The 24,755-nt window shown below is 46.1% G+C and carries 21 protein-coding genes, 1 tRNA gene and 1 pseudogene; 7 read left to right on the top strand and 16 right to left on the bottom strand.

Annotated features, from left to right (window positions below):
• Positions 1 to 9 precede the first annotated feature (9 nt).
• The 15 genes and pseudogenes from DW965_RS02840 to DW965_RS02915 all read right to left on the bottom strand — a co-directional run bounded on the left by DW965_RS02840 (position 10) and on the right by DW965_RS02915 (position 17,066).
• Entirely contained in the window at positions 10 to 3,186 is a 3,177-nt protein-coding gene (locus tag DW965_RS02840) for an ATP-binding protein (protein WP_117761881.1), read from the bottom strand.
• Positions 3,187 to 3,363: 177 nt separating this feature from the next.
• Complete coding sequence (locus DW965_RS02845; protein WP_117761882.1) at positions 3,364 to 4,215, bottom strand: CvfB family protein; 852 nt, start codon at positions 4,213 to 4,215, stop codon at positions 3,364 to 3,366.
• Between the two features lie 13 nt (positions 4,216 to 4,228).
• Entirely contained in the window at positions 4,229 to 5,698 is a 1,470-nt protein-coding gene (locus DW965_RS02850; RefSeq protein ID WP_117761883.1) for a nicotinate phosphoribosyltransferase, read from the bottom strand.
• Positions 5,699 to 5,764: 66 nt separating this feature from the next.
• Positions 5,765 to 6,468: pseudogene (locus DW965_RS02855) on the bottom strand (acyl-[acyl-carrier-protein] thioesterase).
• 81 nt (positions 6,469 to 6,549) lie between these two features.
• Positions 6,550 to 6,618 (bottom strand) — tRNA-Gln (locus DW965_RS02860).
• A 134-nt stretch (positions 6,619 to 6,752) separates the two neighbouring features.
• Positions 6,753 to 7,931 carry a cation diffusion facilitator family transporter gene (locus tag DW965_RS02865; protein ID WP_117761884.1) on the bottom strand — a complete coding sequence of 393 codons (1,179 nt, stop codon included), beginning with the start codon at positions 7,929 to 7,931 and terminating at the stop codon, positions 6,753 to 6,755.
• 219 nt (positions 7,932 to 8,150) lie between these two features.
• Positions 8,151 to 9,584: an ABC transporter substrate-binding protein gene (locus DW965_RS02870; RefSeq protein ID WP_330420828.1), complete on the bottom strand. Its 1,434-nt coding sequence runs from the start codon at positions 9,582 to 9,584 to the stop codon at positions 8,151 to 8,153.
• A gap of 392 nt (positions 9,585 to 9,976) precedes the next feature.
• Entirely contained in the window at positions 9,977 to 10,444 is a 468-nt protein-coding gene (locus DW965_RS02875; protein ID WP_117801853.1) for an Hsp20/alpha crystallin family protein, read from the bottom strand.
• 423 nt (positions 10,445 to 10,867) lie between these two features.
• The gene (locus DW965_RS02880; RefSeq protein ID WP_238061730.1) at positions 10,868 to 11,032 is read right to left on the bottom strand and encodes a hypothetical protein; all 165 of its coding nucleotides are present in this window, start codon (positions 11,030 to 11,032) and stop codon (positions 10,868 to 10,870) included.
• A 29-nt stretch (positions 11,033 to 11,061) separates the two neighbouring features.
• Positions 11,062 to 11,811, bottom strand: a complete 750-nt coding sequence (locus tag DW965_RS02885) for an ATP-binding protein (RefSeq protein WP_055226331.1) — start codon at positions 11,809 to 11,811, stop codon at positions 11,062 to 11,064.
• 67 nt (positions 11,812 to 11,878) lie between these two features.
• On the bottom strand, positions 11,879 to 12,073 hold the full coding sequence (locus DW965_RS02890) for a hypothetical protein (RefSeq protein ID WP_055226254.1): 195 nt from the start codon (positions 12,071 to 12,073) through the stop codon (positions 11,879 to 11,881).
• Between the two features lie 16 nt (positions 12,074 to 12,089).
• The gene (locus tag DW965_RS19565; RefSeq protein WP_243036295.1) at positions 12,090 to 12,929 is read right to left on the bottom strand and encodes a cobaltochelatase CobT-related protein; all 840 of its coding nucleotides are present in this window, start codon (positions 12,927 to 12,929) and stop codon (positions 12,090 to 12,092) included.
• Between the two features lie 984 nt (positions 12,930 to 13,913).
• A complete protein-coding gene (locus DW965_RS02900) occupies positions 13,914 to 14,846 on the bottom strand; it encodes an AAA family ATPase (RefSeq protein ID WP_119197999.1) in 933 nt (310 codons plus the stop codon).
• An 85-nt stretch (positions 14,847 to 14,931) separates the two neighbouring features.
• Complete coding sequence (locus DW965_RS02905) at positions 14,932 to 15,702, bottom strand: ATP-binding protein (protein ID WP_055226248.1); 771 nt, start codon at positions 15,700 to 15,702, stop codon at positions 14,932 to 14,934.
• A gap of 737 nt (positions 15,703 to 16,439) precedes the next feature.
• On the bottom strand, positions 16,440 to 17,066 hold the full coding sequence (locus DW965_RS02915; RefSeq protein ID WP_055226247.1) for a DUF3786 domain-containing protein: 627 nt from the start codon (positions 17,064 to 17,066) through the stop codon (positions 16,440 to 16,442).
• 230 nt (positions 17,067 to 17,296) lie between these two features.
• On the opposite strand from DW965_RS02915, the gene DW965_RS02920 reads away from it, so the two are divergent.
• The 7 genes from DW965_RS02920 to DW965_RS02955 all read left to right on the top strand — a co-directional run bounded on the left by DW965_RS02920 (position 17,297) and on the right by DW965_RS02955 (position 23,643).
• Complete coding sequence (locus DW965_RS02920) at positions 17,297 to 17,746, top strand: Rrf2 family transcriptional regulator (protein WP_055221751.1); 450 nt, start codon at positions 17,297 to 17,299, stop codon at positions 17,744 to 17,746.
• 581 nt (positions 17,747 to 18,327) lie between these two features.
• The gene (locus DW965_RS02925; protein ID WP_118595257.1) at positions 18,328 to 19,221 is read left to right on the top strand and encodes a DegV family protein; all 894 of its coding nucleotides are present in this window, start codon (positions 18,328 to 18,330) and stop codon (positions 19,219 to 19,221) included.
• 172 nt (positions 19,222 to 19,393) lie between these two features.
• On the top strand, positions 19,394 to 19,945 hold the full coding sequence (locus tag DW965_RS02930) for a stage V sporulation T C-terminal domain-containing protein (RefSeq protein WP_055221761.1): 552 nt from the start codon (positions 19,394 to 19,396) through the stop codon (positions 19,943 to 19,945).
• Positions 19,946 to 20,202: 257 nt separating this feature from the next.
• Entirely contained in the window at positions 20,203 to 21,147 is a 945-nt protein-coding gene (locus tag DW965_RS02940; RefSeq protein ID WP_022462693.1) for an ABC transporter permease, read from the top strand.
• A 77-nt stretch (positions 21,148 to 21,224) separates the two neighbouring features.
• Entirely contained in the window at positions 21,225 to 22,028 is an 804-nt protein-coding gene (locus DW965_RS02945) for an ABC transporter permease (protein WP_022462692.1), read from the top strand.
• Between the two features lies 1 nt (position 22,029).
• A complete protein-coding gene (locus tag DW965_RS02950) occupies positions 22,030 to 22,908 on the top strand; it encodes an ATP-binding cassette domain-containing protein (protein ID WP_117804454.1) in 879 nt (292 codons plus the stop codon).
• Between the two features lie 3 nt (positions 22,909 to 22,911).
• Positions 22,912 to 23,643: an ABC transporter ATP-binding protein gene (locus tag DW965_RS02955; RefSeq protein ID WP_117804455.1), complete on the top strand. Its 732-nt coding sequence runs from the start codon at positions 22,912 to 22,914 to the stop codon at positions 23,641 to 23,643.
• 2 nt (positions 23,644 to 23,645) lie between these two features.
• On the opposite strand, the gene DW965_RS02960 is transcribed toward DW965_RS02955, so the two are convergent.
• A complete protein-coding gene (locus DW965_RS02960) occupies positions 23,646 to 24,626 on the bottom strand; it encodes a dipeptidase (RefSeq protein WP_117804456.1) in 981 nt (326 codons plus the stop codon).
• Positions 24,627 to 24,755: the final 129 nt, after the last annotated feature.

Below are 24,755 nucleotides of genomic sequence, written 5' to 3' on the forward strand. Positions count from 1 at the left end.
TTTTCTCCTCTATTTTCCAAAGGCATGTTCCGTTGTCTCCAAGATCGTCTGCACCAGGCTGTCCGGCTCGATCGGCTTGGTCAGATGGCTGTTCATGCCCGCCGCGCGGCATCCCTCTTTGCTCTCTTCGGAAGACTGCGCCGTCATCGGGATGATCGGGACTTGTTTTGCTTCCGGAAGCTCCATGGTGCGGATCTGCCGCGCTGCCTCAAGACCGCCCATCACAGGCATCATCAGATCCATTAAAATCACATCAAATTTCTGCGGATTCGCCGCATACTTTTCGACCGCCTCGCGGCCGTTCCATGCCTCTTCCACCGTCGCACCGTGATCGGTCAGGTAAAACTCGGCGATTTCCATGTTGATCTCATTATCCTCGACAAGCAGAACGTGGAAACGGACAAGCTCTTTTCCTGCGATCCGTGTCTTTACTTCCTGAATCCGCTGTCCCTCGCAGTCAATGTAAAACGGAAGCCGGAATACATACGTCGTTCCGACGCCCTGCTGGCTCGTTACCTCGATCGTGCCCTGCATTTTTTCGATCAGTTCTTTGACGATCGACATGCCAAGGCCCGTTCCCTTGTACTGCGTTCTCGCACCGGACTTCTCCTGTGTGAACGGATGGAACAGCTCTTTTTCGATAAATTTGCTGCTCATTCCGATGCCGCTGTCCATGATGCGGAACTCGTAGACGACCCGGGTTCCGTCGCAGGAGACTTCGCCCGCATACGTATCGATCGTTCCGCCCGGCTTGTTGTACTTGATTGCATTGCTGAAGAGATTCAGCATAATCTGCCGCAGGCGCAGCGGACTGCCGATCAGTCTCGTGTGCGTCAGCTCACCGCGGTGCATACGGTGGGTAATGCCCATCTCCGTAATCTGCGCATTGACAAGGGATGCCACATCATCCATCAGATGCGTCAGATCAAAAGAAGCGCTCTCGATCGTCTCTTTTCCGGACTCCAGCTTATTCATATCGAGCACATCGTTGACGAGTGCCAGCAGATGGCTTGCGGAAAGATTGATTTTATCGAGGCAGTCGTCCACTTTTGCCTCATCCTGCCGGTTTTTGCGGATGATATCCAGCATGCCCATAATGCCATTGATCGGCGTGCGCACATCGTGGCTCATGCGGTTCATAAATTCTGTTTTTGCACGACTTGCACTGTCTGCAGCTCTAAAGGCATCCTGAAGCTGTATCTTCTCCCTCTCTTCCCGGCTGTGGAACTCTGACGTATCACGGAAAAGGATCATGCCGTGTACCACAACGCTCTCCCGCTTTGTCTTTCGGTCGTAGACGGTATCCTGTGACATAAGAACCGTCTTCTGCAGCCATATTCTTCTGCCGGACTCATCTGTTTCCTGATACTCCACGACTACCTGCTTATCTCCGTTTTCAAAGCGCTGCAGCAGTTTCTTCGAGGAATCCACAATGCGGTATGATTCCAATGTCTCCTCCGCGACAAACGCACTGCATTCCCCGCAGTATTTCTCGTAGGAACACGGCAGATCTATATTGAGGTCAAATTTCTTCTGCCCGCTGTGGTAAAAAATCTGCTCCAGCGAATCATTCGTCAGATCAACGGCGAACACGGCCTCGGCCGTCTCGAGAAGTGCCTCGGCGTAGTGGCTGTTTTCAATGATCGACTGTTTCATCTGTTCATAGTATTGGTCGAGCTGTTCTTTTTCATTCCGAGCAGCTTCCCCATTGGAGCGGAACCGCTCAAAGCCCATCAGAAAATGGTGCAGTCCGCCATCCTCGGCCGCGTCGTAGAACAGAATGGTGACTTTTCCCCGGCAGAGCGCTTCCCCTTCGCTGCCCTCCCGATACTCGCACAGAATTTCTACGCTCTCTTCTCCCTTCTGATAGCACTCCTTCAGATGGGTAAGATCCAGCATTCTACGCGTTTCCTTTCTCTTTTCCTCATCCGTGATGCCCTGCACAATATGCTCGGCCGCACCGGTATAGCTGCCGTCCTCGGCAAGGAAAAAGCCCGAAACGGCACGCAGAATCCGGTACTGGTCCTGTCTTGCATTGCAGTAAATACAGTTGGAAAAATGGTATCCCTTTTTCTTTACGACGTCCAGCGCTTCCAGGCTGATCTTCCGCTCTGCGGCGGCTTCTTCCATCTTCGCGCGGTTTTTGTCGATATACATGTTCTGGTCCGCATGGCGGAACAGTTCCCGGATATCACAGTCTTCAAATTCCGTGGACAGTGCATAGCCTCCGGCGTAGCTGATCGGCATCTCCGGGTGCTGGCGGGAATATTCTGCCGTCTGCGTGCGGATGTGATTCATGCACGCTTCCACTTCTTCGCGGTTCAGTCCGCGCAGAATGGCAAGAAACTCATCTCCGCCGTTTCTTCCGACGAAATACTCCTCCGGGACTGCTTTTCGAAGCTGAACGGCAAAGGAACGGATATATTCGTCTCCCTTGTCGTGACCCAGACTGTTGTTGATCGTGCGCAGATTGTTGAGGTCAAACACGCAGACCGCATACACGCCGGAATTTTCTTCTCCTCCGTCGCTTCCCTCCAGAATCTCTTCGCATTTATTTTTATTTGGCAGGCCCGTCGCCTCATCGAGATAGACTTTCTTCTGCAGAATACGGTTCACCGCCGCATAGCGGACGGCCTTGATCAGCTCCATGCCGATGACAAACACCAGACCGATGATATCTCCTACTACCACCTGCTCCAGCTTCTTCAGCGAAGACGCCATTCTCTGCGAATACGCTTCCGCAAGGCCCGTCGCCTCGTCACAGATTTTGAAAAAGGTCTCACTCTTTTCGATAATCGCGGTATTCTCATATCCTTTTTCACGCACCAGCAGAATCTCTGCCTTCAGCTCTTCAAAATACGATGCCAGCTCAGTCATCTTATCCTGAAAATCCCGGTCATCCAGGCGCACCAGATCCAGCTCGCTGCTTCCGTTCCGCAGACCGTCGATATAAGCGTTGATGTCTGCAATCATCGTATCCTGCGGTTCTCCCGCATCCTCCAGCTTGATAATCCGCTGCGTTTTTCCGCGCACCAGACCGGCATAGTTGACAACGCGGGCCGTTCCCTGTATTTTCTCGACCATCGACATAATGCAGAAAAACAGAATAATCAGAATGATCGTCAAAACCGTCATTGCGGTTTTGGAAATAAAAGATGTTTTTTTCTTACTTTTCTTTTTCTTCATCGCTCTCCATCAGATCCTGTGTCATTTTTTGTCATATAGATCATATTATAAGCGCAATCCTCTCTTCGCGCAACCGCAAACCGGGCGCAGAAAAAACTTCAAAATTTTATCTGCTGTCTGACACAAAAAAACGGACACCGGAGAGGATGCGTTTCCTGTCCAGTGCCCGATTTTTTCTTATTTTGCTTTTTCTGCCGTCCAGATTTTACCGTCGCGGATGACAACCTGTTTTTCTTTCATCAGATGGCCGACCGCGCGCTTAAATGCTGCTTTGCTGAGGCCGAATTCTCTCTGAATCACTTCCGGTGATGCTTTGTCATCAAATGGAAGGACACCTGCAAATTCCTCGATCACAGAAAGAACGCTCTCTGCATCGATTGCGATCTGCTCGTACGCTTTTCCGCGTGCGGACAGGGAGAGTTTTCCGTCCTCTTTGACTTCTGTAACGCGGCACTCAAGTTCCTGGCCGACATGATAGTCTGCCTGTGCTTCTCTCTTTGGAATCAGGCCGGAGTAGCGGTCATCAACAGCAACGAAAACGCCGAAGTTTCCGCTGATCTCGTAGATTCTTCCCTTTACGATATCGCCTATGACGTACGGAGAATTGGTTTTCAGGAAATGGTAAACCTTCATCGTTGCGCAGAGACGGTCGCTCTTGTCGATGTAGAGGGAAACCAGAACCTCATCACCTGGATGGAGGCGGCGGGTCTGCTGTTTAAACGGAAGAAACAGATCTTTTTCCAGACCCCAGTCCAGAAATGCTCCGATCTTTCCGGTAGCAGCTACGTTTAAGACAGCCAGCTCTCCAAGCACCAGCTTCGGCTCTCTGGTTGTCGCAATCAGACGGTCGCTGGAATCGCGGTACAGAAATACTTCCAGCTCATCTCCCTCTTTTGTTCCTTCCGGCACCTGTTTGATCGGCAGAAGAACACGTTCCTTCTCGCCTGCTTCCCGGGTCTCCCCAAGATAAATACCGAATTCTACTTTCTTTACTACTACCAGCTTTTGCTTTCTTCCTATATTTAACATTTGACTTCCTTTCTTACTGCTCGCCGAGAGCCTTCATGCTCATCTCCTCGAGCAGGTCGCTCTTGATGTGGTACAGCTTGTCGGACAGATCCACGTAAACCTCATGCGGATTGACCAGACGTTTGGACTCCTCCCAGAGGGTATCTTTCTCTCTGGTGCAGATGTCGCGGATCTCCATGACGGATGGAGAAGTGTAGACGCATGCGCCCTTCTGGAAAATCGGAACGAGGAGCTCGCGTAAGGTGTAGGTTCCGCCTTTGATCTTCGTCTTTTTCCAGGTCTCGATCGGGTCGAAGATGATCATATCTTTGCTCTCGTCGAAGGTCTCGTCTGCAAGGCAGATCAGGTCGGCACGGATCTTTCCGGTTTCTTTATCATAAATACGATAAATCGTCTTATTGCCCGGGTTTGTTACTTTCTCGGAGTTCTCGGACAGCTTGATCTTCGGTATGAATTCTGCATCATCTTTATCTTTTGCTGCTGCCAGCTTGTAAACGCCGCCGAATGCCGGCCAGTCACCGGAGGTAATCAGATTTGTGCCGACACCCCAGGAATTAATCTTCGCGCCCTGGGTTTTGAGGCTGTCGATCAGGTACTCGTCGAGATCGCTGGATGCGGAAATGATGGCATCGCCGAAACCTTCTGCCTCGAGCATCTGATATGCTTTTTTCGACAGGTAAGCCAGGTCACCACTGTCGATACGGATGCCGTAGCCTTTCATCGGCAGGCCCGCTTCTCTCATCTCTTTGAAAACGCGGATGGCGTTCGGAACGCCGGATTCGAGAACATCGTACGTATCTACAAGAAGAATGCATGCTTCCGGATACAGTTTCGCATACGTTTTAAATGCGGTGTATTCATCAGGGAAACTCATGATCCAGCTGTGTGCGTGGGTTCCCTTGACCGGAACATCAAACATCTGTCCTGTCAGGACATTGGAGGTTCCGATGCAGCCGCCGATCATGGCAGCACGCGCGCCGTAAATGCCGGCATCCGGTCCCTGCGCACGGCGGAGTCCAAACTCCATGATGCCGTCGCCCTTTGCCGCGTAAACAACGCGGGATGCTTTCGTCGCGATCAGGCTCTGATGGTTGATCATGTTCAGAATCGCGGTCTCTACAAGCTGTGCCTCCATGATCGGAGCGACAACTTTTAAGAGCGGCTCTCTTGGGAATACGACGGTTCCTTCCGGGATCGCATAGATATCTCCGGTGAAATGGAAGCCTCTTAAATACTCCAGGAAATCATCGTTGAAAATATGGAGGGAACGGAGATAGTCGATGTCATCCGGTGAAAAGTGAAGATCGCGGACATACTCGATTACCTGCTCAAGTCCTGCACATACGGCGTATGCGCCGCCACATGGATTCTTTCTGTAAAATGCATCAAATACCACGATCTGATCGGACGGGTTCTCGTAGTAGCCCTGCATCATGGTAAGTTCATATAAATCGGTTAACAGTGTAAGGTTCTGCGCTCTCATGGCAAATTCCCCTTTCCTCATTGTGTTTATTACGTTCGTATCTTATTCTTTCCGATTGTACCACAATCATTGAAATTCCACAACTACGTATGGCTGTCCTTTTTCATCGTTCAGCGAGATAAAACAGCCGTTTTCCGTCTCAGCGCGCAACGGATGCAGGACATCGCGAGGTGCGCCTGCTGTTTGTATTCGGCGCGCATCCGGCGCACGGTGAAGTTCTTCGGAAGGCATTCACCGGCAAGGGAAATGAACTGTGCGTTGTTGACGTGGTGGTTCGTATCGAGGTTGTGCGGCCGCACCGGGAACGGTTCGCCGATGAAATCTGCTTCCGGCATTTTCACTTTGCGCTCGCCGAAATCCTCGTCGATCGGATCGTCAATGCCATAGGCGTCTGTCGTCTCTTTCGGTGCACGGACGGGATGACCCGTTTCCATATTGACGTAAGACCAGATGGAGTTGGCACAGGCGAGCATTTCGCCGTCTTCTGTTTCCATCGTGAAGTTACGCATGCCAAGAAATCCTTTGAAGCCGCTCGCCCATGTAGTGATTTTTACCGCTTCACCGAGGGATGGATAGCGGCGCACATGAATCTGCCACGCGGACAGCACCCAGGCGCAGCCTCGTTTTTTGAGCTCCGCAACGCCCTCGCCGATCGCTTCCGACTGGAAGGTACTGCAGTCCTGAAAGTAATTGATCAGCCCCGGCAGAGTGAGATTTCCGTCCTCACCGATTTCGCTGTAGCGGATTCTGCTCGTAAAGGAATACTTCATCGTTTCGTTCCTCCTGCTGTATTTGTTTTTGAGCATCGAAAAAGGCCTCAGGTACGAGACCTGAGACCTTTCAATGAGCTGGGCTACCTGGATTCGAACCAGGAACTGACGGAGTCAGAGTCCGTTGCCTTACCGTTTGGCGATAGCCATTGCCTTGCGACAAAATGTATAATACACTATCGCAAGAGAAAAGTCAACACCTTTTTTGAAATTTTTTTATTTTTTTCAAAAAACTGACTTTTGGAACATTTTGGAAGGGATTTGACGGCTCAACCCGGCCGTTGTCACTCTCCCGCCACGTATTTTTTGTCGATGTTGACGACACATTCATACTTCTCATCCATTTCCTTCATCAGCGCCCCGATCTGCCCGATCACGCGATCACAGTCTTTCTTCTTATAAGAATACGGGATTTCAAGATCAAAAATCAGCTTCTTTTTCTCCGCCCCGTTGATCATACGGAAATCGTGGAAGGAAAGCTCCGGATCGAGAATGGAAATTACGTTTCTTACCTTCTCCTTTGTCGCAAGAACCGTCGCATCGTGGATCTCCACCGGATCCATGTGGATGACCAGCAGAATCCCCAATTTTTCACCGACCTCATGTTCAATGCGATCGATAATATCATGCGATACCTCGATATCGACATCTCGCGGCACCTCCGCATGGATCGATGCCATACTTCTGCCAGGCCCGTAGTTGTGGACAATCAGATCATGGGTTCCTACAATTCCTTCATAGGAAGCAACCTCTTTCATGATCCGTGCATACAGATCCGGATCCGCGCCCTGCCCGATCAGCGGTTCCAATGTATCTTTTACAATGGAAATACCGGACCACATAACGAGTACCGCCACAACAAGTCCTGCGATTGCGTCGATATTAACCGAAAGGAAATGGCAGATCAATGTAGAAGCGATCGTTGCGCTCGTCGTGATCACGTCACCCATGGAATCCGCCGACGTTGCCAGCATCACCTTCGACTGAATGCGGTTTCCCAGTTTTCGGTTGAAAAGCGCCATCCACAGCTTTACACCAACCGAGAGCACCAGAATCAAAAACGGAACCATCTGAAATGTGATCTCTTCCGGATTGCGGATTTTCTCCAGGGAGCTCTTTAAAAACGTAAAGCCGACTTCAATAACCAGAAACGAAACGATCAGCGCTGCAATATACTCGATCCGCCCATGCCCGAACGGATGCTCTTTGTCGGCTGGTTTGTTTGCCATCTTCACACCGACGAAGCTGATCACAGACGATGCCGCGTCCGAGAGGTTGTTGAACGCATCCGCCATAATCGCCAGAGAGTTCATTCCAGCACCGATCAGCAGCTTTGCCGTAAACAGCAGAATGTTGCAGCAGATTCCCACGATGCTTGACAAAATGCCATAGCTCGTGCGCACATCCGCGTTGTCGGTTTTCTCATAATCTTTTACAAAACGTCTTACCAGAAAATCTGTCATGGTTCCCCCTTCTTTTAAAAAAAGGCCTCCTGCATTGCCGCGGAGCCCTTACGTTTTCCCTGTCTTTTTCTATAGTAGGCAGTGTCGGAAAAAAAGTCAAGCCTAACATATTTTCGGGATTTCTACTAATAATTACAGGGGACTCTTCCGGCAGCATTTGACAATTGAATGAGAGTTTTTCTTTTCCCTCTGCCTTTTGAGTCCCCTATAATTTGATTTTTATTTTACTTTGTAAATTTTAGCCATATCCTGCACATACAGCGGATAGAACTGGTAGCCCGCAAAATCGCTCCGAAGTGCAACCTCGCATGCCATATCCTCGATATACAGGTTTGCCGCATCGTCACAGAGCAGTGTTTCCATTTTTTTGTAAAGCTCAACCTGCTCCTCTTCATCCGTACTGGTCTTAACCTGCTGATACAGTTTATCATACTCTTCGTTGCTGTAGTTGATAAAGTTCTTGGATGATGTTGAGGTAAACCGTTCCAGCAACGCGCGTCCGGTCAGATATGCCGCGTCAACGCCGACAACCGTGGACTGGAACTTCCGGTCTGCATATACATCCGACAGCCAGCTGTCCCACTCGACCTGCTGAATTTTGGCAGTAACACCGATCGCTTTAAGCTGCTCTACCAGAACCTGGGCTGTATCGATATGCTGCTGATAATTGTTCGGCACTGTAATCGTAAGCTCAAATCCATCTGGGTATCCGGCTTCTTTTAACAGTTCTTTTGCCTTCTCAATATCCTGATTATATCGCTCTGACAGTTCCGGCACATAATATTTTCCAAATGCCGGGAACATGCTGCTTCCGATGATCGTTCCTTTTCCGTCTGCAATCATATCCAGCACTTCCTGACGATTTGCCGCATAGCAGAGCGCCTGGCGCACCTTCACATTGTTGAGCGGTTCCACGGCATTGTTCAGATACAGCGCCTGTACCAGGTTCATACCGCCGTCATAAATCGTAAAATCGGAATCTTCGGCAAGCTGCGCTGTCTGTGTGGAACTGAGACGTGCATACATGTCCAGTGTACCGGATTTCAGGTTTGTTACGACTGCATTGCTGTCCTTGACAATTCGAAATGTTACCTTGTCCAGATACGCCTGATTTTCCGTATCCCAGTAATCGCTGAATTTTTCAAGGACAATATTTTCCTGCGGGGACCGTGATACATAGTGGAACGGGCCTGTTCCGACCGGATCTGCTTCCAGATCTTCCACATGCTCAGGTACAATCGCCACCGTCAGATAGGCAAGAAACTCAGTGTCTGCCTCTTTTAAATAGATGTCGATCGTGCTCTCGTCCGGAATTTCAACCTTGTCTACATTGGAAAATGCCTCTACCAGAGGCGTTCCGTCTCCGTTGATACCCGCACAGCGTTCGATTGAATATTTTACATCCTCTGCAGTGACGGTCGTTCCATCGTGGAACTTGACACCATTCCGGAGCTTGAAGGTATAAACCTTTCCATCCTCCGAGATCGAATGGCTCTCTGCCACCGCATCGTTCAGATTTCCTTCTTCATCGGGCTTTACAAGGCCCTCATAAATATTGAATAGGATTTCTTTCGTTCCTGCCGCAACAGATTTGTGTGGGTCAAGACTATCCTCAATGTCCTGAGGAATTCCTACCGTGATGGAACCTCCCATAACAGGTTCCCCTGTCGGGGTTGATTCCGTTGATACCTGAGAACTTGTGGTATCGGAAGAATCTGCTTTCCCATCCTTGCCATCCTGCATCCGCCAAGTACAACAGTAAGAGCTGCAACTAAAAGCAGCGCAAGTACGCTTCTTCTTTTCTTCATGATTTCTCCTTTTGATACGAGTTCTCTCATTTTGTAATTGTCACGCCTATTGTATCCGACCTGTTCCCAAATAGCAAGTACATTATTGTATACAATTTATTTTCCGAATCCGAAAATCACGTATATCCGCCCGCGTATTCCGGATTCTTTCCCTCGGGATGTACCGGAAAAGATAAAAATTTTGCCGCCCGGGAATTTTAACATTCCCGGGCGGCAAACGCTTTTGCTTTTTTTCTTTTATCCTTCAATGGAGATTGTCTTTTTCTGCTCCACAGCCGGTTTTGCTTCCTTCTTCGGTACGAAGAGTTTCAGCAGACCGTGTTTAAATTCAGCCTTGATATCCTCTTCGGTAATATCTTCACCTACATAGAAGCTTCTGCTGCATGCACCTGCGTAACGCTCTTTGCGGATGTAACGGCCGTTCTCTTTTTCTTTCTCGTCTTTGTCAAGACCTTTCTCTGCACTGATGGTCAGATAACCATTTTCCAGTGTGGCCTGAACTTCATCTTTCGTGAAGCCCGGAAGGTCAACCACTACCTCGTAGCCATTATCCAGCTCGCGAATATCTGTTTTCATCACATGGCTGGCTTTGCGGCCATACAGTTTCTTTTCTGTATTCTTCATCTCTTTGTCATAATCATAGAACGGAAAATCGTTGAAAAAGTCATCAAATAAATTTTCTCCAAAAATACTAGGCATTAACATAAGTCATCGCTCCTTCTTATTCTTCTCATGGAACCTGATCCATGCTTTTTCTCCGGTTTTTCTTTTCACCGGATCTTTTTGTTTACCTGTTTCTTTGGAACGGAAAGGCTTCCGGATACCGGAGGTTTTCTTCTTTTCCTCTCTTTGTATCCCTCTTCCTTTGTTCTAGCTGTAATATAACACTTATTATTAGCACTGTCAAGAGGCGAGTGCTAATTATTTTGTGAAGATTGTGTGAACGCTACGAGCCATGCACATTTACGTGAAAAGCCCTCGTTCAAGCTTGCTTGGTAAAGAGGGCTTTTTCATGGAAATGTATAGGGCGACAGCCCGACAGCGAGGGAATTTATTCCCGAGCTGTGCACAGACACCTATATGAGTGAAACTTAGCGAAACTTAAATTACGCCCAAGATGGAATATACTTATTTGTTTGTACTTGATTTTTTAATCTGATCATCTATATCTTCTCCATCACCAAATACCGTAACCTTTATTGATCTTCCCCTTTCCGTTTGATATTTCCGGATATACTCTGTTAATTGTTTTACGTAAATTTCTTCATCTTCCACAATTGCAATCTGTATCATCCTATACCCACCTAAATCTCCTTATTCTGTTAAATAGAAAGTAGAAATTCTGTTAAGTTTTCAATAGCATCTGGTTTTTCTGATAGTTCTTTCCCCATCAGTCCCTCTCCCATAATACCAGGATCCGCACTAAGAGATACAGCGACTCGACTTGAATTCCATACAGCTTCATACATCATTTCCTGATTCTCTTTTGTTACTTTATTGAGAACGTAATAAAATGGTTTTTGAATACTTTCCGATAATTCCCCGATTTTTTTGGAAAGCTGTAGGGATTCATAGGATGGATCTATGATTATCAATATCAAATCTACACCGTTATCAATTCCACGTCCAAAGTGTTCAATACCAGCCTCCATATCCATTAGCGCAAATTGGTCTTCTGTAAGCCTGAGATTTTGGATAAATTGAGTCATAACAGTTCCCATAGCACAAGAGCACCCTTCATTTGCCTGATGAATTTTTCCACTGGTCATCAGTTTTACACCGTCCTTCAGACTATAATAATCTTCCGGTATATCATCTATAGTCCAGGTTTCCTCAAAAAACTGATGAGTAAATTTTGATAACATCATATCATTTAAAACATTTTGCTTACCACCGAAATAGTCTGTAAAATCTCTGGGAAGCTTCATACCCAGCTGTCGGTGTAGACCATAATTAGATTCATCGGAATCAATTACCAAAATTTCTTTTCCTCGTCTGGCTAAAGCCTTAGCCAAAAGACTGGTTACTGTACTTTTTCCACATCCACCTTTTCCGCAAACTGCTATTTTCATCTCTATCTTTACTCCTTTTCTTTTTTCTAAATAATAAGCATTACATATGACCATACTTCAAACTGTCTTACTCCACTTCCTCCAGTTCTGTTCCTTCTGGAAGAATATATCCGCAGTTATCACATACTCCGTCCTCTGCAAGTATCCCGTCTTTCACAAAGGCTTCAATGCCTCCCGGTTCATGACAGCGTGGACAATCTAATTCCTGTATCCTTTTCTGATTTCTTACATCCTGGCAATTGGAAAATTCAATTTTACCCATAGTGATTCCTCCATTTTCATTCCATATCAATTTGTCTTCGTAAAAAAGTTCCTACTATACGGGAAAAATTGCTGATATTACGAATATAGGCAAAGTCTTTTCCATAGATTCTCTTTTCCACGGAGAGCTCTTCTTCATTCCCTGCAAAAATACCAATTACGAAAATTCCCTGATTTCTGGCCCGACGTACCTCATATGCAGTATCTTTCACAGCTTTTTCTCCGTCATAGATCTTGGGCTGGCGGGTTCCTGGTCGTTGTATGCTCATATCACAGGGTTTTCCATCACTTAATACGATTAAAATCTTATTTTTTTCCGGTCGCTCCATGAGAGAGGAACCGACTGTTTTCAGTGCAAGCCCATCTCTGTTATTGGCATATGCACGAAATTGAAAGATTCTTTCATTTGTTTCCCTTGGATCTTCATAATCCCGAAATCTCTGAAGTACTGTATATCCCCAGAAAGCACAGTATCCTGTCACCCGATGAGGAATTCCTGCCTGGCTTAATGCTTCACTGATAATATATCCCTGCGCCGCTACCTGAGCCTGTCTGTCAGCCTGGGAACCACTGGAATCAATCAGGACGTCTATTACAAACTCAGAATCGTCAGATCTCTTTTTTCTATTAAATAACTTGTCATCGTCTGTTCTTCCAATTTTCCATAATCTCTCAGGAACAAGCTGTCCTGCATCAGATCTGCTGACAAAATCATCCTTTCGGATTATAAAGGCCCGTTTCAGTGACTCTGCCAACACAGAAATATTTCTTTTAATGATCCAGTGATTATTTCCATAATAGGCTTTATTTTTTTCAAACTGAAGCTGAGAAAAACGGTATTGATTATTTTTAATCACAGGGCTCTGTAATATTCCATCTGTAAGATACAGGTTACAGTTTTTATGGATTCCTGTACAAAATTTCCGGTTGACTCTGGCCTGCTCCGATTCACTTAGATACGATTTTCCGTAATTCAGTTCCACATATTCCCGTATCCGTCGCACTGCCTGTGGATTTATATTCTCCGAGCTTTCCGGAACTTCTTCATTTTCCGGAGAGAAATAAAATCTTTTTTTCTTTTTGTTTCTGATATCCAGACTCATCATCTTTTTTTTGAGATTAGAAAGATATTTTTGAATGATGTCTTCCATCTGTTCATCTGTCATGCATTCCTGCCACGCGTCATTGGTCAATGCCATATCCGGTAAATTCAGAATCTTCTCCAGATTTCCATTCTTTTTTTCAAAAGAGGGATCCAGAACATGATTATAAATCTCATCTATCACGTTTATGACATCTTCCGTATTTTCTGCATCCTTCAGAGAAAGAATCTTGTACAATGCAATCTCTGCCTGTGGATCCATTCCCTTATCGTCTGTGTTCTCCAGAACATGCCTTATATACAGAAGCCTAATCCTGTGAATCAGGTCTGTTCCAGCTTTGTCTGATACCTGTTCTTCCTCGGCCTTTTCCAATTCTCTGAACGCCTGTTCTCTGATTTCCTTTGTTCCCAAACGTTCTCGAATGATAAAACGCTCCACAGCAGCATCCATGCATAATCCAGCAAGAGGCAAAAGTATATCTTCTCCAGCAGAAAAATGTAATTTTTTCATCAAATACATGCCAAGTTTCTTCTGATCAAAATATCGTGCAAAGGCACCCTGCTTCACTGCCTCATATAGAACCGTTTGTTTTGAATAAACATATTTTTCTGTGTCCGGTTCAAATTCCATATCATAATCACCACTGACTGTCCAAAAAAGATTTCTGATACGATTGCTGATCTCCAGACGATGTTCTTCCAGTTGTTTCGCCGGCCATCTGACATCCTCCATACAAGTTTACCCCCATATGTCTTTTCCGGTCCAGGAAGATGGGATTCTGGTAGAAACCACATCTTCTATGATCTCTTTTTCAAATACATCAAAACTTTTATTTATGATCCCCATCTGGATTGCATCAATTGGAGAAAGTCCGCTTTTTGTTGCTTTTACAGCAGAAACCAGTCCTCTCAGGTCAAGAGATTTTGTTGAGATTTCTCCATGATAAGCTTTGATCTGCAAATCCAGAAACAGTCCTGCAAAAGCTTTCAGTGCACTTTTTTCCCCATCTGGAAAATGTTGTCTTAATACAAAAAGGACACTATCCTCATCCATTTCAGGCATATCAATTACCATAAACCTTGAAACCAATGCTTCATTTAGCTCTCTGGTACCTGCGTAGCCATAATTCATCGTGCCGATAAATCGTGTTGCCGGATGAAGTAAAATCCTGTTATATCCTGGAATATCGATTCTGCGCCGATGATCCAGTGTGGCATGCAGTACAGAAACCGCATCATTTTTTGCCATATTGATTTCGTCCAGGATTCCAAATCCTCCAAATTCCGCGCATTGGTAGATGGGGCCTTTCCGAAGGCGAACCTCATTATTTATAAAGGTATCCGTTCCAATCAGATCGGCACTGTCTGTATTTACATGAAAAGAAATGTCGTATTCCGGTCTTCCGAATATCCATGCCAGTGTCTCACATAGTACATTTTTCCCTGTAGCTTTCGCACCGGAAAGTAACAGGTTATCTCCCTGAAGAAGCGCTGCTATTGACATTTCCAGAATCTTTTTCCCATAAAACAGGATATCCGGTTTTTCTACCCGTTCCTTTACCTGATCCTCTACCTCATAACGCATGTGAAAACCTCTCAGTTCTCCAATCAGTTCCTGCGCTATCTTCTGGTCTTCTAAATATTTTTCTATTTCTGCCCAATGATTTCTCATGAAGATTTTCCTTTCTTTACAATTAGTTATGCCAAATCAGATAATATTTCTGTTTACTCAATCTTCAAACTTTCAATCCTCCAACTCACAATCCCAACTTCTTTACAATTTCTCCCAGTGCACTTCTTACAGGAGAATCTTTCGGAAGCTGTATGATCGGCTTTCCATCACAGTCATACTGATATACCTGGTCATCATGTGGCACAACCCCTAACAATTCCAGTCCCTGATTTCGAATTTCTTCCAGAGTTCCGGCATCCAGTTTTCCATCCGGAACACGATTCACGATTAATCCAGTTTTCTGTGGTTTAAAGTTTAACTCCTTCATCAGCTTTGCAATACGTCCGGCTGCCTGAACACCTCTTCTGGAACAGTCACTCACAAGAATCGCAACTTCCATCATTGGCAGGATTCCTCTGCTGATATGTTCCATACCCGCTTCGTTATCAACCACAATATATGGATAATGGCTTTGCAGTTTCTGAACCTGGGTCTGCACAAGACCATTTACAAAACAATAGCAGCCCTGTCCCTGGGTTCGTCCCATTACCATCAAATCATAATCGTCTTCTTCTGCAATCGCATCAGAAAGACGCATTTCCAGATATGCCTGTTTTGTCATACCGGAGGGAATCTGATATCGTGGGTCTATGCCTGCCCGCTCAATTTCTTCTCTCAGCTCCCCAAGTGTGACCTCCGGCTCAACACCGAGCACTTCGTTCAAATTTGCATTTGCATCTGCATCCACCGCCAGGACCGGACGTTTTCCGCTTTCACATAAATACTGGATCAACAATCCACAAAGAGTTGTTTTTCCTACGCCGCCTTTTCCTGATACTGCAATTACATGTCCCATGTTTTTCCTCCTAAAATTCTGAACAATCTGTTGACTTTTTCTTTAAACCTCATTATAGTTGTTACTATATAAATTACAATAATCAATCTGTGAGATTTGTATGGTTACTCAACACATCAGAAAAATTGTTGAGAAATTATATGATACTAACTAATACAGGAGTATATAATGTCAGAAAAAACGAGAAAACAAGATCGCCGTACCCGCTATACCAGGCAAACCATAAAAGATACGTTCTTAGAGTTGTTAAATCAGAAAAGTTTTACGAAAATTACAGTTACAGAGATCTGCAAAAATGCTGAAATCAACCGTGGCACTTTTTATCTTCATTACTACGATATCCATGATGTATTATCAGATATTTTTAATGATATGACTCAGGATATGTTAACAACGGTAGATCATTTATTCTGTCTAAATCAAAAAAGCTGTTCCTATCCGTTCTGTCAGAAAATACAGATGGAATCACAATACAGGGCACTGTTTCTGGATGATGCAATTGCCCCTATTCTTCTGGAAAAAATAGCAGAAAATACAAAAGAAGGCTATGTGACCTGGCTTATGTCACACAGCCTCCTGACCTTTGAACAGGCAGAATCGGTTTTTTATTTTCAAATGAATGGCTGCCTTTCCATCAACAGACTGATGCTCCGCAATCACTGTAATGACTGGAAACAGATTCAGACAGTAATCGACAAATTTATCAAAGCCGGGCTGGAAAGTTTTCTGATTCATGATCAGAGAGAAGAAAAGGCTTCCGATAATTTTTGCAGCAAAATTTCTCCAACTGTTACCGCATCTTCTACACTCAGATAATGATCGGCATGATCCTGAAGAAATATTTTGCCAGATGCAGGAAATTCTTCATCTGCAAACCATATCTTTAAAGTTACCGGATATCTTGGCAGAACTGGAAAAACAGCACACAGATCCGCCTTTGTTTCTGTGAATTCTGCACCTAGGTTTTTACATGCTTTCTGAATTTTCTCAGGATCTTTATCCTGCAAAAGCTTTTCCAGTTTCTGCTCTGCAGTCCGGTCAAACTTGGTTCCCCGAATCAATCCATCTTTCAGGTTACCAAAAGTAATGAGCTTCTGTGAGCCTTCTGTGCCATCGGCCATATCCAGATAATGCAGCAATGTCAGATAATGCCATTCGTCCACGTTTGAGTTAATACGAAACTCAGGGAGTTGAATTTCAATTGTTTCATAAAAACTCAGTACTTCAAGCACATTCCGGCTGCTATGAAAAACAGCCCCGCTTTTTGCAGCAATCTCCTCTCCGGAACGATTTTGCAGCCGTTTTACTGCTGCCTGCAACATTTCCTGAAATGCACGATTTTCTGTTTGATTTTTGTATTCCATAAGTTCTCCTTTGTGAACATTTATAGTATCTGTGTTGACTTTTCCTTTAATCTCCATTATAGTTGTAATTATATTATTTACAATCATCAAAGCATTAAAAAATGTACAGTTTATCAACACATTAAAAAGAACTGTTGAGAACTTAGGATGTTTTAAACAAACCAGAAATATTTTCATCCCAAAAACGTGAAAACAAGATCATTATATCATACTACAAGGAGTTTCTTATCATGAAATATTCAACGAAATTAAGTGATACTGTTCATGTGATGGTTCTGATTGCTATCAACCAGGAAAAATCCCTCTCCAGTGCCTCAATTGCAGAAAGTGTCCATACAAATCCCGGCTTTGTACGCCAGCTTATGTTAAAACTAAAAAAAGCGGAACTTATGACAAGTGTAGCCGGACATGCCCGTCCTTCTCTTTCAAAACCAGCCGATCAGATTACATTGCTGGATATTTATAAAGCAGTTGAAGGTGATAAACCATTGCTTCATTTAGATACTCATACCAATCCAGATTGTGGCGTTGGTATTAACATTCAGTTATCTTTGCAGGGATTTTATAATGAAATTCAAAAGGCTGCCGAAGAAAAAATGAATACGATTACTTTACAGGATATCATAGATACCTACTATCAGCGGATATCTATAGAAAATAACTTACAGAATATTATTTAACAGGAGAACACTTTCATGTACCTTCAGCAAATACGAAATGCTACCAAAACACTGTGGGAGAAGTAGACTATGAGAAAACAATCTGGTCAAGTTCATAGCAGGGAATCTTCTGCAACTCTCCAACTGACAGTAAGTTTACTCTATCCTTAATTGCTTAAGCTGGTTGTATATGAATAAAGAATGATGTATAGTATTTGCAAGAGGCACCTTCTTTCGTAAATGTTGCAAATGTTTGTTTCGTCACTTTCATTATACAACATCAAGAATCAAGGTGTCTTTCTTTTATGCAAAATCACGAACTTGCTCATTTATAGATAAAACGATTTTATTTTTATTTCGAAAGCCGTTTTTACTAAAAATACGTCTGCCGTTTTTGGTCATTATTACTATGCATTGATACCTGGTCAAATTTCTTCCGAAAACAGATGATTTCAGGAATCAACTTGTCGACACACTCCTTTGTAGTATGTTGTCTATCTTCCATTGAAATCTCTCTTCTTTGGTGATACAATGTGCTACAATGCTTATCAAAAGTTACATCATTTTGGGGGACATTTACACTACAAAGGAGAATTTTATTTATGTTTCAGGTTTTTGTTGATTCAGCGGCAAATCTGCCTGCTGTTACTGCGAAAAAATACGATATCCATGTCGTTTCTTTCGTCAATCTTGTGAATGGAAAAGAGCTGGTCTGCTTCGACCCAGATCTGTCACCGGAAGAGGAGCTTTCAAAAGGAAAAGAATATTACAATGCCATGCGCACCGGCTGTGAAATCAAGACCGGACTGATCAGCACCGCAAATTTTGCGGATGCGTTCCGCACCGCTCTTGAGGCAGATCAGGATGTCATCTATCTTTCCTTAAGCAAAAACATCAGCGGAACTTATAACTCCGCAAGACTTGCTGCCGAGGAGCTTCTTGAGGAATACGGCGGAAAACGTAAAATCCGCCTCGTCGATTCCCTGAATGCCTCTCTTGCACAGGGCATCCTCGCCATCTATGCCAGCGAAATGCGCGATCGGGGCATGAACGTAGACGAAGCGGCAGATCTTCTGGAAACCTACGTCGGCAAAATGAACGGCATTTTCACCGTCGGCGATCTGAAATATCTTTCCCGCACCGGAAGAATCAAGGGAAGTGTCGCTGTGGTCGGAAATATGCTGAAAATCAAACCGATTCTGCGTGGAAATGAAGATGGCTATATCGTTTCTTATAAGAATGTCCGCGGACGCAAGGCCGTTTTAAATGAACTGATTCGTCTTTTCTGTGAAACGATCGAAGACCCGGAAAACCAGATCGTCGGAATCGCACATGCAGATGCCTATGAGGAATCTCTTTATATGATGGAAGAAATCCAGAAAAGAGTGAAGGTGCGTGAATTTATCAATACTTCCTACGATTACTGCACCGGAAGCCACGTCGGACCGGATACGATCGCTTTGTTCTATCTCGGAAAAGACCGCAGTCTTCTGTAAAAGGAGCAACCAGACTAACCACTGCTGTTCCACTGTATTTTTTCCGAAATTGCTGCAAACAGCGGAAATACTGTTTCTTTTTTCCATGCATAATTCCACCTGTTTTTCCACATACTACCCATACAGCACAAATTATGGAAAGTACATTGCGGAAACAGGAGGAATTTTTCATATGAAAGCGACGGGAATTGTTCGAAGGATTGATGATCTGGGGCGTGTGGTAGTTCCCAAGGAAATCCGGCGCACGATGCGGATCCGGGAGGGACAGGCCATGGAAATTTATACCGGACGGGAGGGTGAGATTATCCTGAAGAAATACTCACCGATCGAAGAGCTGGCGGAATGCGCAGCAGGGTTTACAAAATCGATTTCAACGGTGACCGGATGTCTCGTTTGTGTTTCGGATCAGGAACAGATTGTAGCGGCAAACGGGCCGGAACAGAAAAATTATCTTGGCAAGTCCATCAGCAGCCGGCTGGAGGAAGCGATTCTGAACCGGAAAACAGTACTTGCGCGTCCCGGTGAAAAGGCTTATTTTTCAATTTTGGAAAACACAGACAATACTACTCCTCTGCCGGAGCTCATTTTTCCGATTCTCTCCTCCGGTGATGCCATCGGTTCGGTCATTCTCTGCGGCAAAGACAGGGAGTCCCTGCCGGGCGACACGGAAAAAAAGCTCCTCCAGGTAGCGGCAACGTATCTCGGACGGGAAATGGAAAACTAAACAGGGGATTTATCGAAGGCAATTTATCAAAGGCTTTTTGCATCATCCACACCGGTTATGCAAGAGGCCTTTTCCTGTTATTCTGTAATTCGAGATATTCCAATTTTATCTTGCTATTTACACCTGCATTGTCTACAATAAAAATGACGTGCACGAAAACCTTCAGCCGATACGCCCGAAGCTTTTCTGTGCCTGCTTTTATAAGCCGGGAAAAATTCCCGGAGTATCCTACATTACACAAGGAGGAATTTCCATTCATGAAATACATTGCAAAGAAATTCGGCTCTCTCCTTCTTACGCTGCTTCTTGTATCCTTTTTATCGTTCTTTGCCTTTTCCGTCATACCCGGAGATGCGGCAAAATCGCAGCTTGGAACGGAGGCGACGCCGGAGCGGATTGAGGCTCTGCAAAAGGAAATGGGACTGGATCGGCCGGTTCTGGAACGGTATGCTTCGTGGGTAACCGGCTTTTTTCATGGAGATCTCGGCACCTCGTATTCGTACTCGATGCCGGTCGGAGAACTGATCCGCGATAAAGTTCCGATTACCATCGCTATCACCGTTATCGCATTCCTGATGATCCTTGTTGTCTCGATTCCCATCGGCATTTTCACAGCACAGCACGCCGGAGGCCATCTGGACCGGCTGATCATGACGATCAATCAGGTGATCATGTCTGTGCCGGGATTTTTCATCGGTATTCTGATCACGTATCTTTTCGGTCTGATTCTCAAATGGTTTCAGCCGGGCGCCTATGTGCCGATTTCTGAAAATTTTTCCGGTTTTATCGGTTATCTTGTTGCACCGTCTGCCGCCATTGCACTTCCGCGCTGTTCCATGGCTGTCAAAATGCTGCGCAGCTCTGTGCTCTCGCAGCTCGATGCCGACTATGTGCGCACCGCCTATTCCCGCGGAAACAGTACACGCCGTGTTATGTATCACCATGTGCTGAAAAACGCCCTGATTCCGGTACTGACCTTCTGGGGCATGACAATCGCAGATATTGTAGCAAACAGCATTATTCTGGAACAGGTTTTTTCGATTCCGGGCATGGGCAATCTTCTGATCACTTCGATCTCCAACCGCGATTACCCCGTGGTTCAGGGCATCCTTGTACTGATCGCCGCCCTCATTATTATCATCAATTTCGTGGTAGATCTGCTGTATGGCAGAATTGATCCGCGTATCCGCGTAAAAGACTGACGGGAGCTTTCGATCATCAGCTCCCGCGACCGAAAGGTCATGGGGAGCCGCCCACGACAAAGGAAAGGGTTTTCATTATGAAAAAGAAACGCAATCTCACGCTGATCATCGGAGCTGTTCTCACCGCTTTTATGCTTCTGTTTCTTCTGATCGGCTTTTTCTATACACCGTACGACCCGGATGCAATGAACGGCGCAGCCAAGTTTGCTGCTCCCTCTCTGTCGCACCCGTTCGGCTGCGATCACTTTGGACGCGATATTTTCAGCCGCGTCTTAAAAGGAACCGGTACAACCTTCTTCGTCGCTTTCGCTACTCTGCTACTCGGCGGAACCATTGGTGTTCTTGTCGGTGCGTTCACCGGGTATTTTGGCGGATGGATTGACGAAATCCTGATGCGCATAAACGATGTCATTGTTTCCTTTCCGGGAATCCTGCTGGCGCTGGTATTTATCGCGCTGCTGGGTCCCGGCAAATACAACGTGATCCTTGCACTCGGTATCGTATTCATTCCGAGCTTTGCACGTATCACCAGAAGCGAATTTCTCGCACGCAAAGATATGGACTATGTCAAAAGTGCCCGTCTGATGGGTGTTTCCCATCTTCGGATCATATTTGTACATATCCTGCCAAATACGGTCCCGTCCCTTCTTTCGATGGCAGCAATCGGTTTCAACAACGCCGTTCTCTCCGAGGCCGGCATGAGCTTTCTCGGCATCGGTGTCCAGCCGCCCGATGCCTCGCTTGGACGGATGCTCTCAGAATCCCAGACGTATCTGATGACTGCTCCCTGGGGCTCTGTTTTCCCCGGTCTTGCCGTCATTTTACTGGCGCTTGGCGTATCGCTCCTCGGCGACGGATTACAGAAGAAAGGCGGTAACTGATATGGCACTTCTCGATGTACGTGACTTAAAAATTGCATTTTACGATACCACGCCACCGACCGAAGTGGTAAAAGGCATCTCCTTTTCCTTAGAAGAAGGTGAGACGCTTGGCATTGTCGGGGAATCCGGTTCCGGCAAAACGCAGACAGCACTCTCCATTCTGCAGCTTTTAAAGGAAAATTCCGCCGTATCCGGTGGAGAAATTCTTTACGAAGGTTCTTCCGTTACACACGCTTCCAGCCAGGATCTGCAGCGCATCCGTGGAAAAGAAATCAGTATGATTTTTCAGGAGCCGATGACCTCTTTAAATCCGGTTCTGGCCATCGAAGAACAGATTGCAGAGGGACTGCTGATTCATGAGAGCTGCACACCGGCAGAACGTCATGAAAAGGTTCTTGCTATAATGCATGAGGTCGAGCTTCCCGACCCGGAAAAGCTTTGCAAAAAATACCCTCACCAGCTCTCCGGCGGTCAGCGCCAGAGGGTGATGATCGCTGCGGCGCTTATTACAGAACCGAAGCTTCTGATTGCAGACGAGCCGACAACAGCTCTTGATGTGACGATTCAGTCGCAGATCTTAAAGCTGCTGAAAAAAATCAATGAACGCCATCACACGGCGATTCTTTTTATCTCACACGACCTCGGCGTCATCCGTTCGCTCTGTGACCGGGTCATCGTCATGAATCATGGGACGATTGTGGAATCCGGCAGTGTAAACGATGTCTTTTTCCACCCGAGGGAAGACTACACCCGCCGCCTGCTCGATGCAATTCCGAACCGACGAACATCGCTGCGAAAGCGAATCAAAATCGCTCCAACAGCTCAATGGCCGACAGGCTCTGACAAAAAAGCTGCTCCGCCTGCGGAAAAGGAGGAATAACCCATGGAAGAAATCAGTCCAAACAACATTCTGAAAGTCAGCCATATTTCTGCCTCCTATCAGGAGGGAAAGCAGAGAAAAACGGTGCTTCATGATATCTCTTTCGAGCTTCATGAAAATGAAATTCTCGGTCTCGTCGGAGAGAGCGGATGCGGAAAATCGACACTCTCCAAAGTGATCTTAGGATTTATCCGCCCAGATGAAGGCGAAATATTTTCGCAGGTCGACCATCCGCAGATGATTTTCCAGGATCCATTTTCTTCCCTGAATCCTGCGAAGAAAATCTCCTGGATTTTAGAGGAGCCGCTTCGGATGCAGAAGGTTCCAAAAGAAGAACGAAAAAAACGGGTTCTTGCGATGGCCGAAAGAGTCGGCCTCTCCGCAGAGCACCTGAAACGCCGCCCGCATGAGCTCTCCGGCGGCCAGCGCCAGAGAGTCAGCATCGCGGCCGCACTGATCCAGGGCTCACGCCTGATCCTTGCCGACGAACCGGTTTCCGCTCTCGATGTGACGATTCAAAAGCAGATCATGGAGCTGATGGTTCAGCTTCAGGAGGAGCTTCAGCTCTCGATTCTCTTTATCTCGCATGACCTCAACGTGATCTATCAGATGTGCGACCGGGTTCTCGTGATGAAAGAAGGCCGGATTGTGGAGAACGCGGAGACGGAAGAACTGTTTGCGCATCCGCAGAATGATTATACAAAGGAGCTTCTGGCGGCATCACCGGAGCTGTAGTTTTATTTCCAGCATTCTCTAAACACCCGAAGTACATTCTTGGAAAAGACCTTCTCGATCTCTTCATCGGTGAAACCGTCGTGGCTCATCACATCTGCGAGATGCTGCATATGCGCGGTGTCCGGCACATCCGTTTCACCACTGAAACCGTCAAAATCGGTTCCAAGGCCGATGATGTCGATGCCGCCGACGTTGCGCAGATATTTCATATGGCGTACCATATCCATCGTCGATGCCTTTTTCGCCGCCGGCTCCTCGCGCAGAAACGACGGACAGAAATTGATACCGGTGACGCCGCCACGCTCTGCGAGCTGACGAATCATTTCATCTGAAAGGTTTCGCAGATGGAAGCACGCACCGCGCGCATTGGAATGAGATGCAATGACCGGACCTCTCGTATGTGCAAAAACGTCGCGGATTCCGGCATCATTTAAGTGTGATAAATCGATCACTATGCCGAGCCGCTCCATCTCCTCGACAAAGGTAATACCGGTCGGCGTCAGCCCGTTTTCAAGATCCGGAAGATATGGCTTTCCCTCTTCCTGCGCCGGGTTTGGGAATCCGAGTTCATTCGGGAAGTTCCAGGTCAGTGTGGAAATCCGCACGCCGAGATCGTACATCGTATGCAGTTTTTCAATACTTCCCTCGTAAACACCACCCTCTTCGACGGTCATCACCGCGCCTATTTTTCCTTCCTTCTGTACCTGCATCAGATCCGCATACGTTTTGATCTGACAAATGCGGTCCGGATACCGTTCCACCTCTGATTTCCAGAGATCAGCCAGCTTTCTCACATGCTCAAACGGCGTTTCGTCTTTCAGTCCCTTCAGGAACGTAAACAAAGAAAAGCACTGGCAGAGGCTGCCGCCCTTTTCCAGCTTATCCAGATTGATCTGAAGATCCGCATCCGCAAGATGCTCCTGTTTTTCCTTCCACTGCAGCGCCGGGATGGTGTCGCAGTGCATATCAATTACCTGAAACATGGCAATAATCCTCTTTTCTGTTTTTTTTCTATTCTATCATATTTCGCTGCATTCCTTCACAAAAACTGGAAGAAAACGGAAAAAACCGCCTGGCTCATGGTAAACCCATAAGGCTAGAGAAAATATATC

The sequence above is a fragment of the Blautia sp. AM47-4 genome (assembly GCF_003479865.1).
GTDB lineage: Bacteria > Bacillota > Clostridia > Lachnospirales > Lachnospiraceae > Fusicatenibacter > Fusicatenibacter saccharivorans.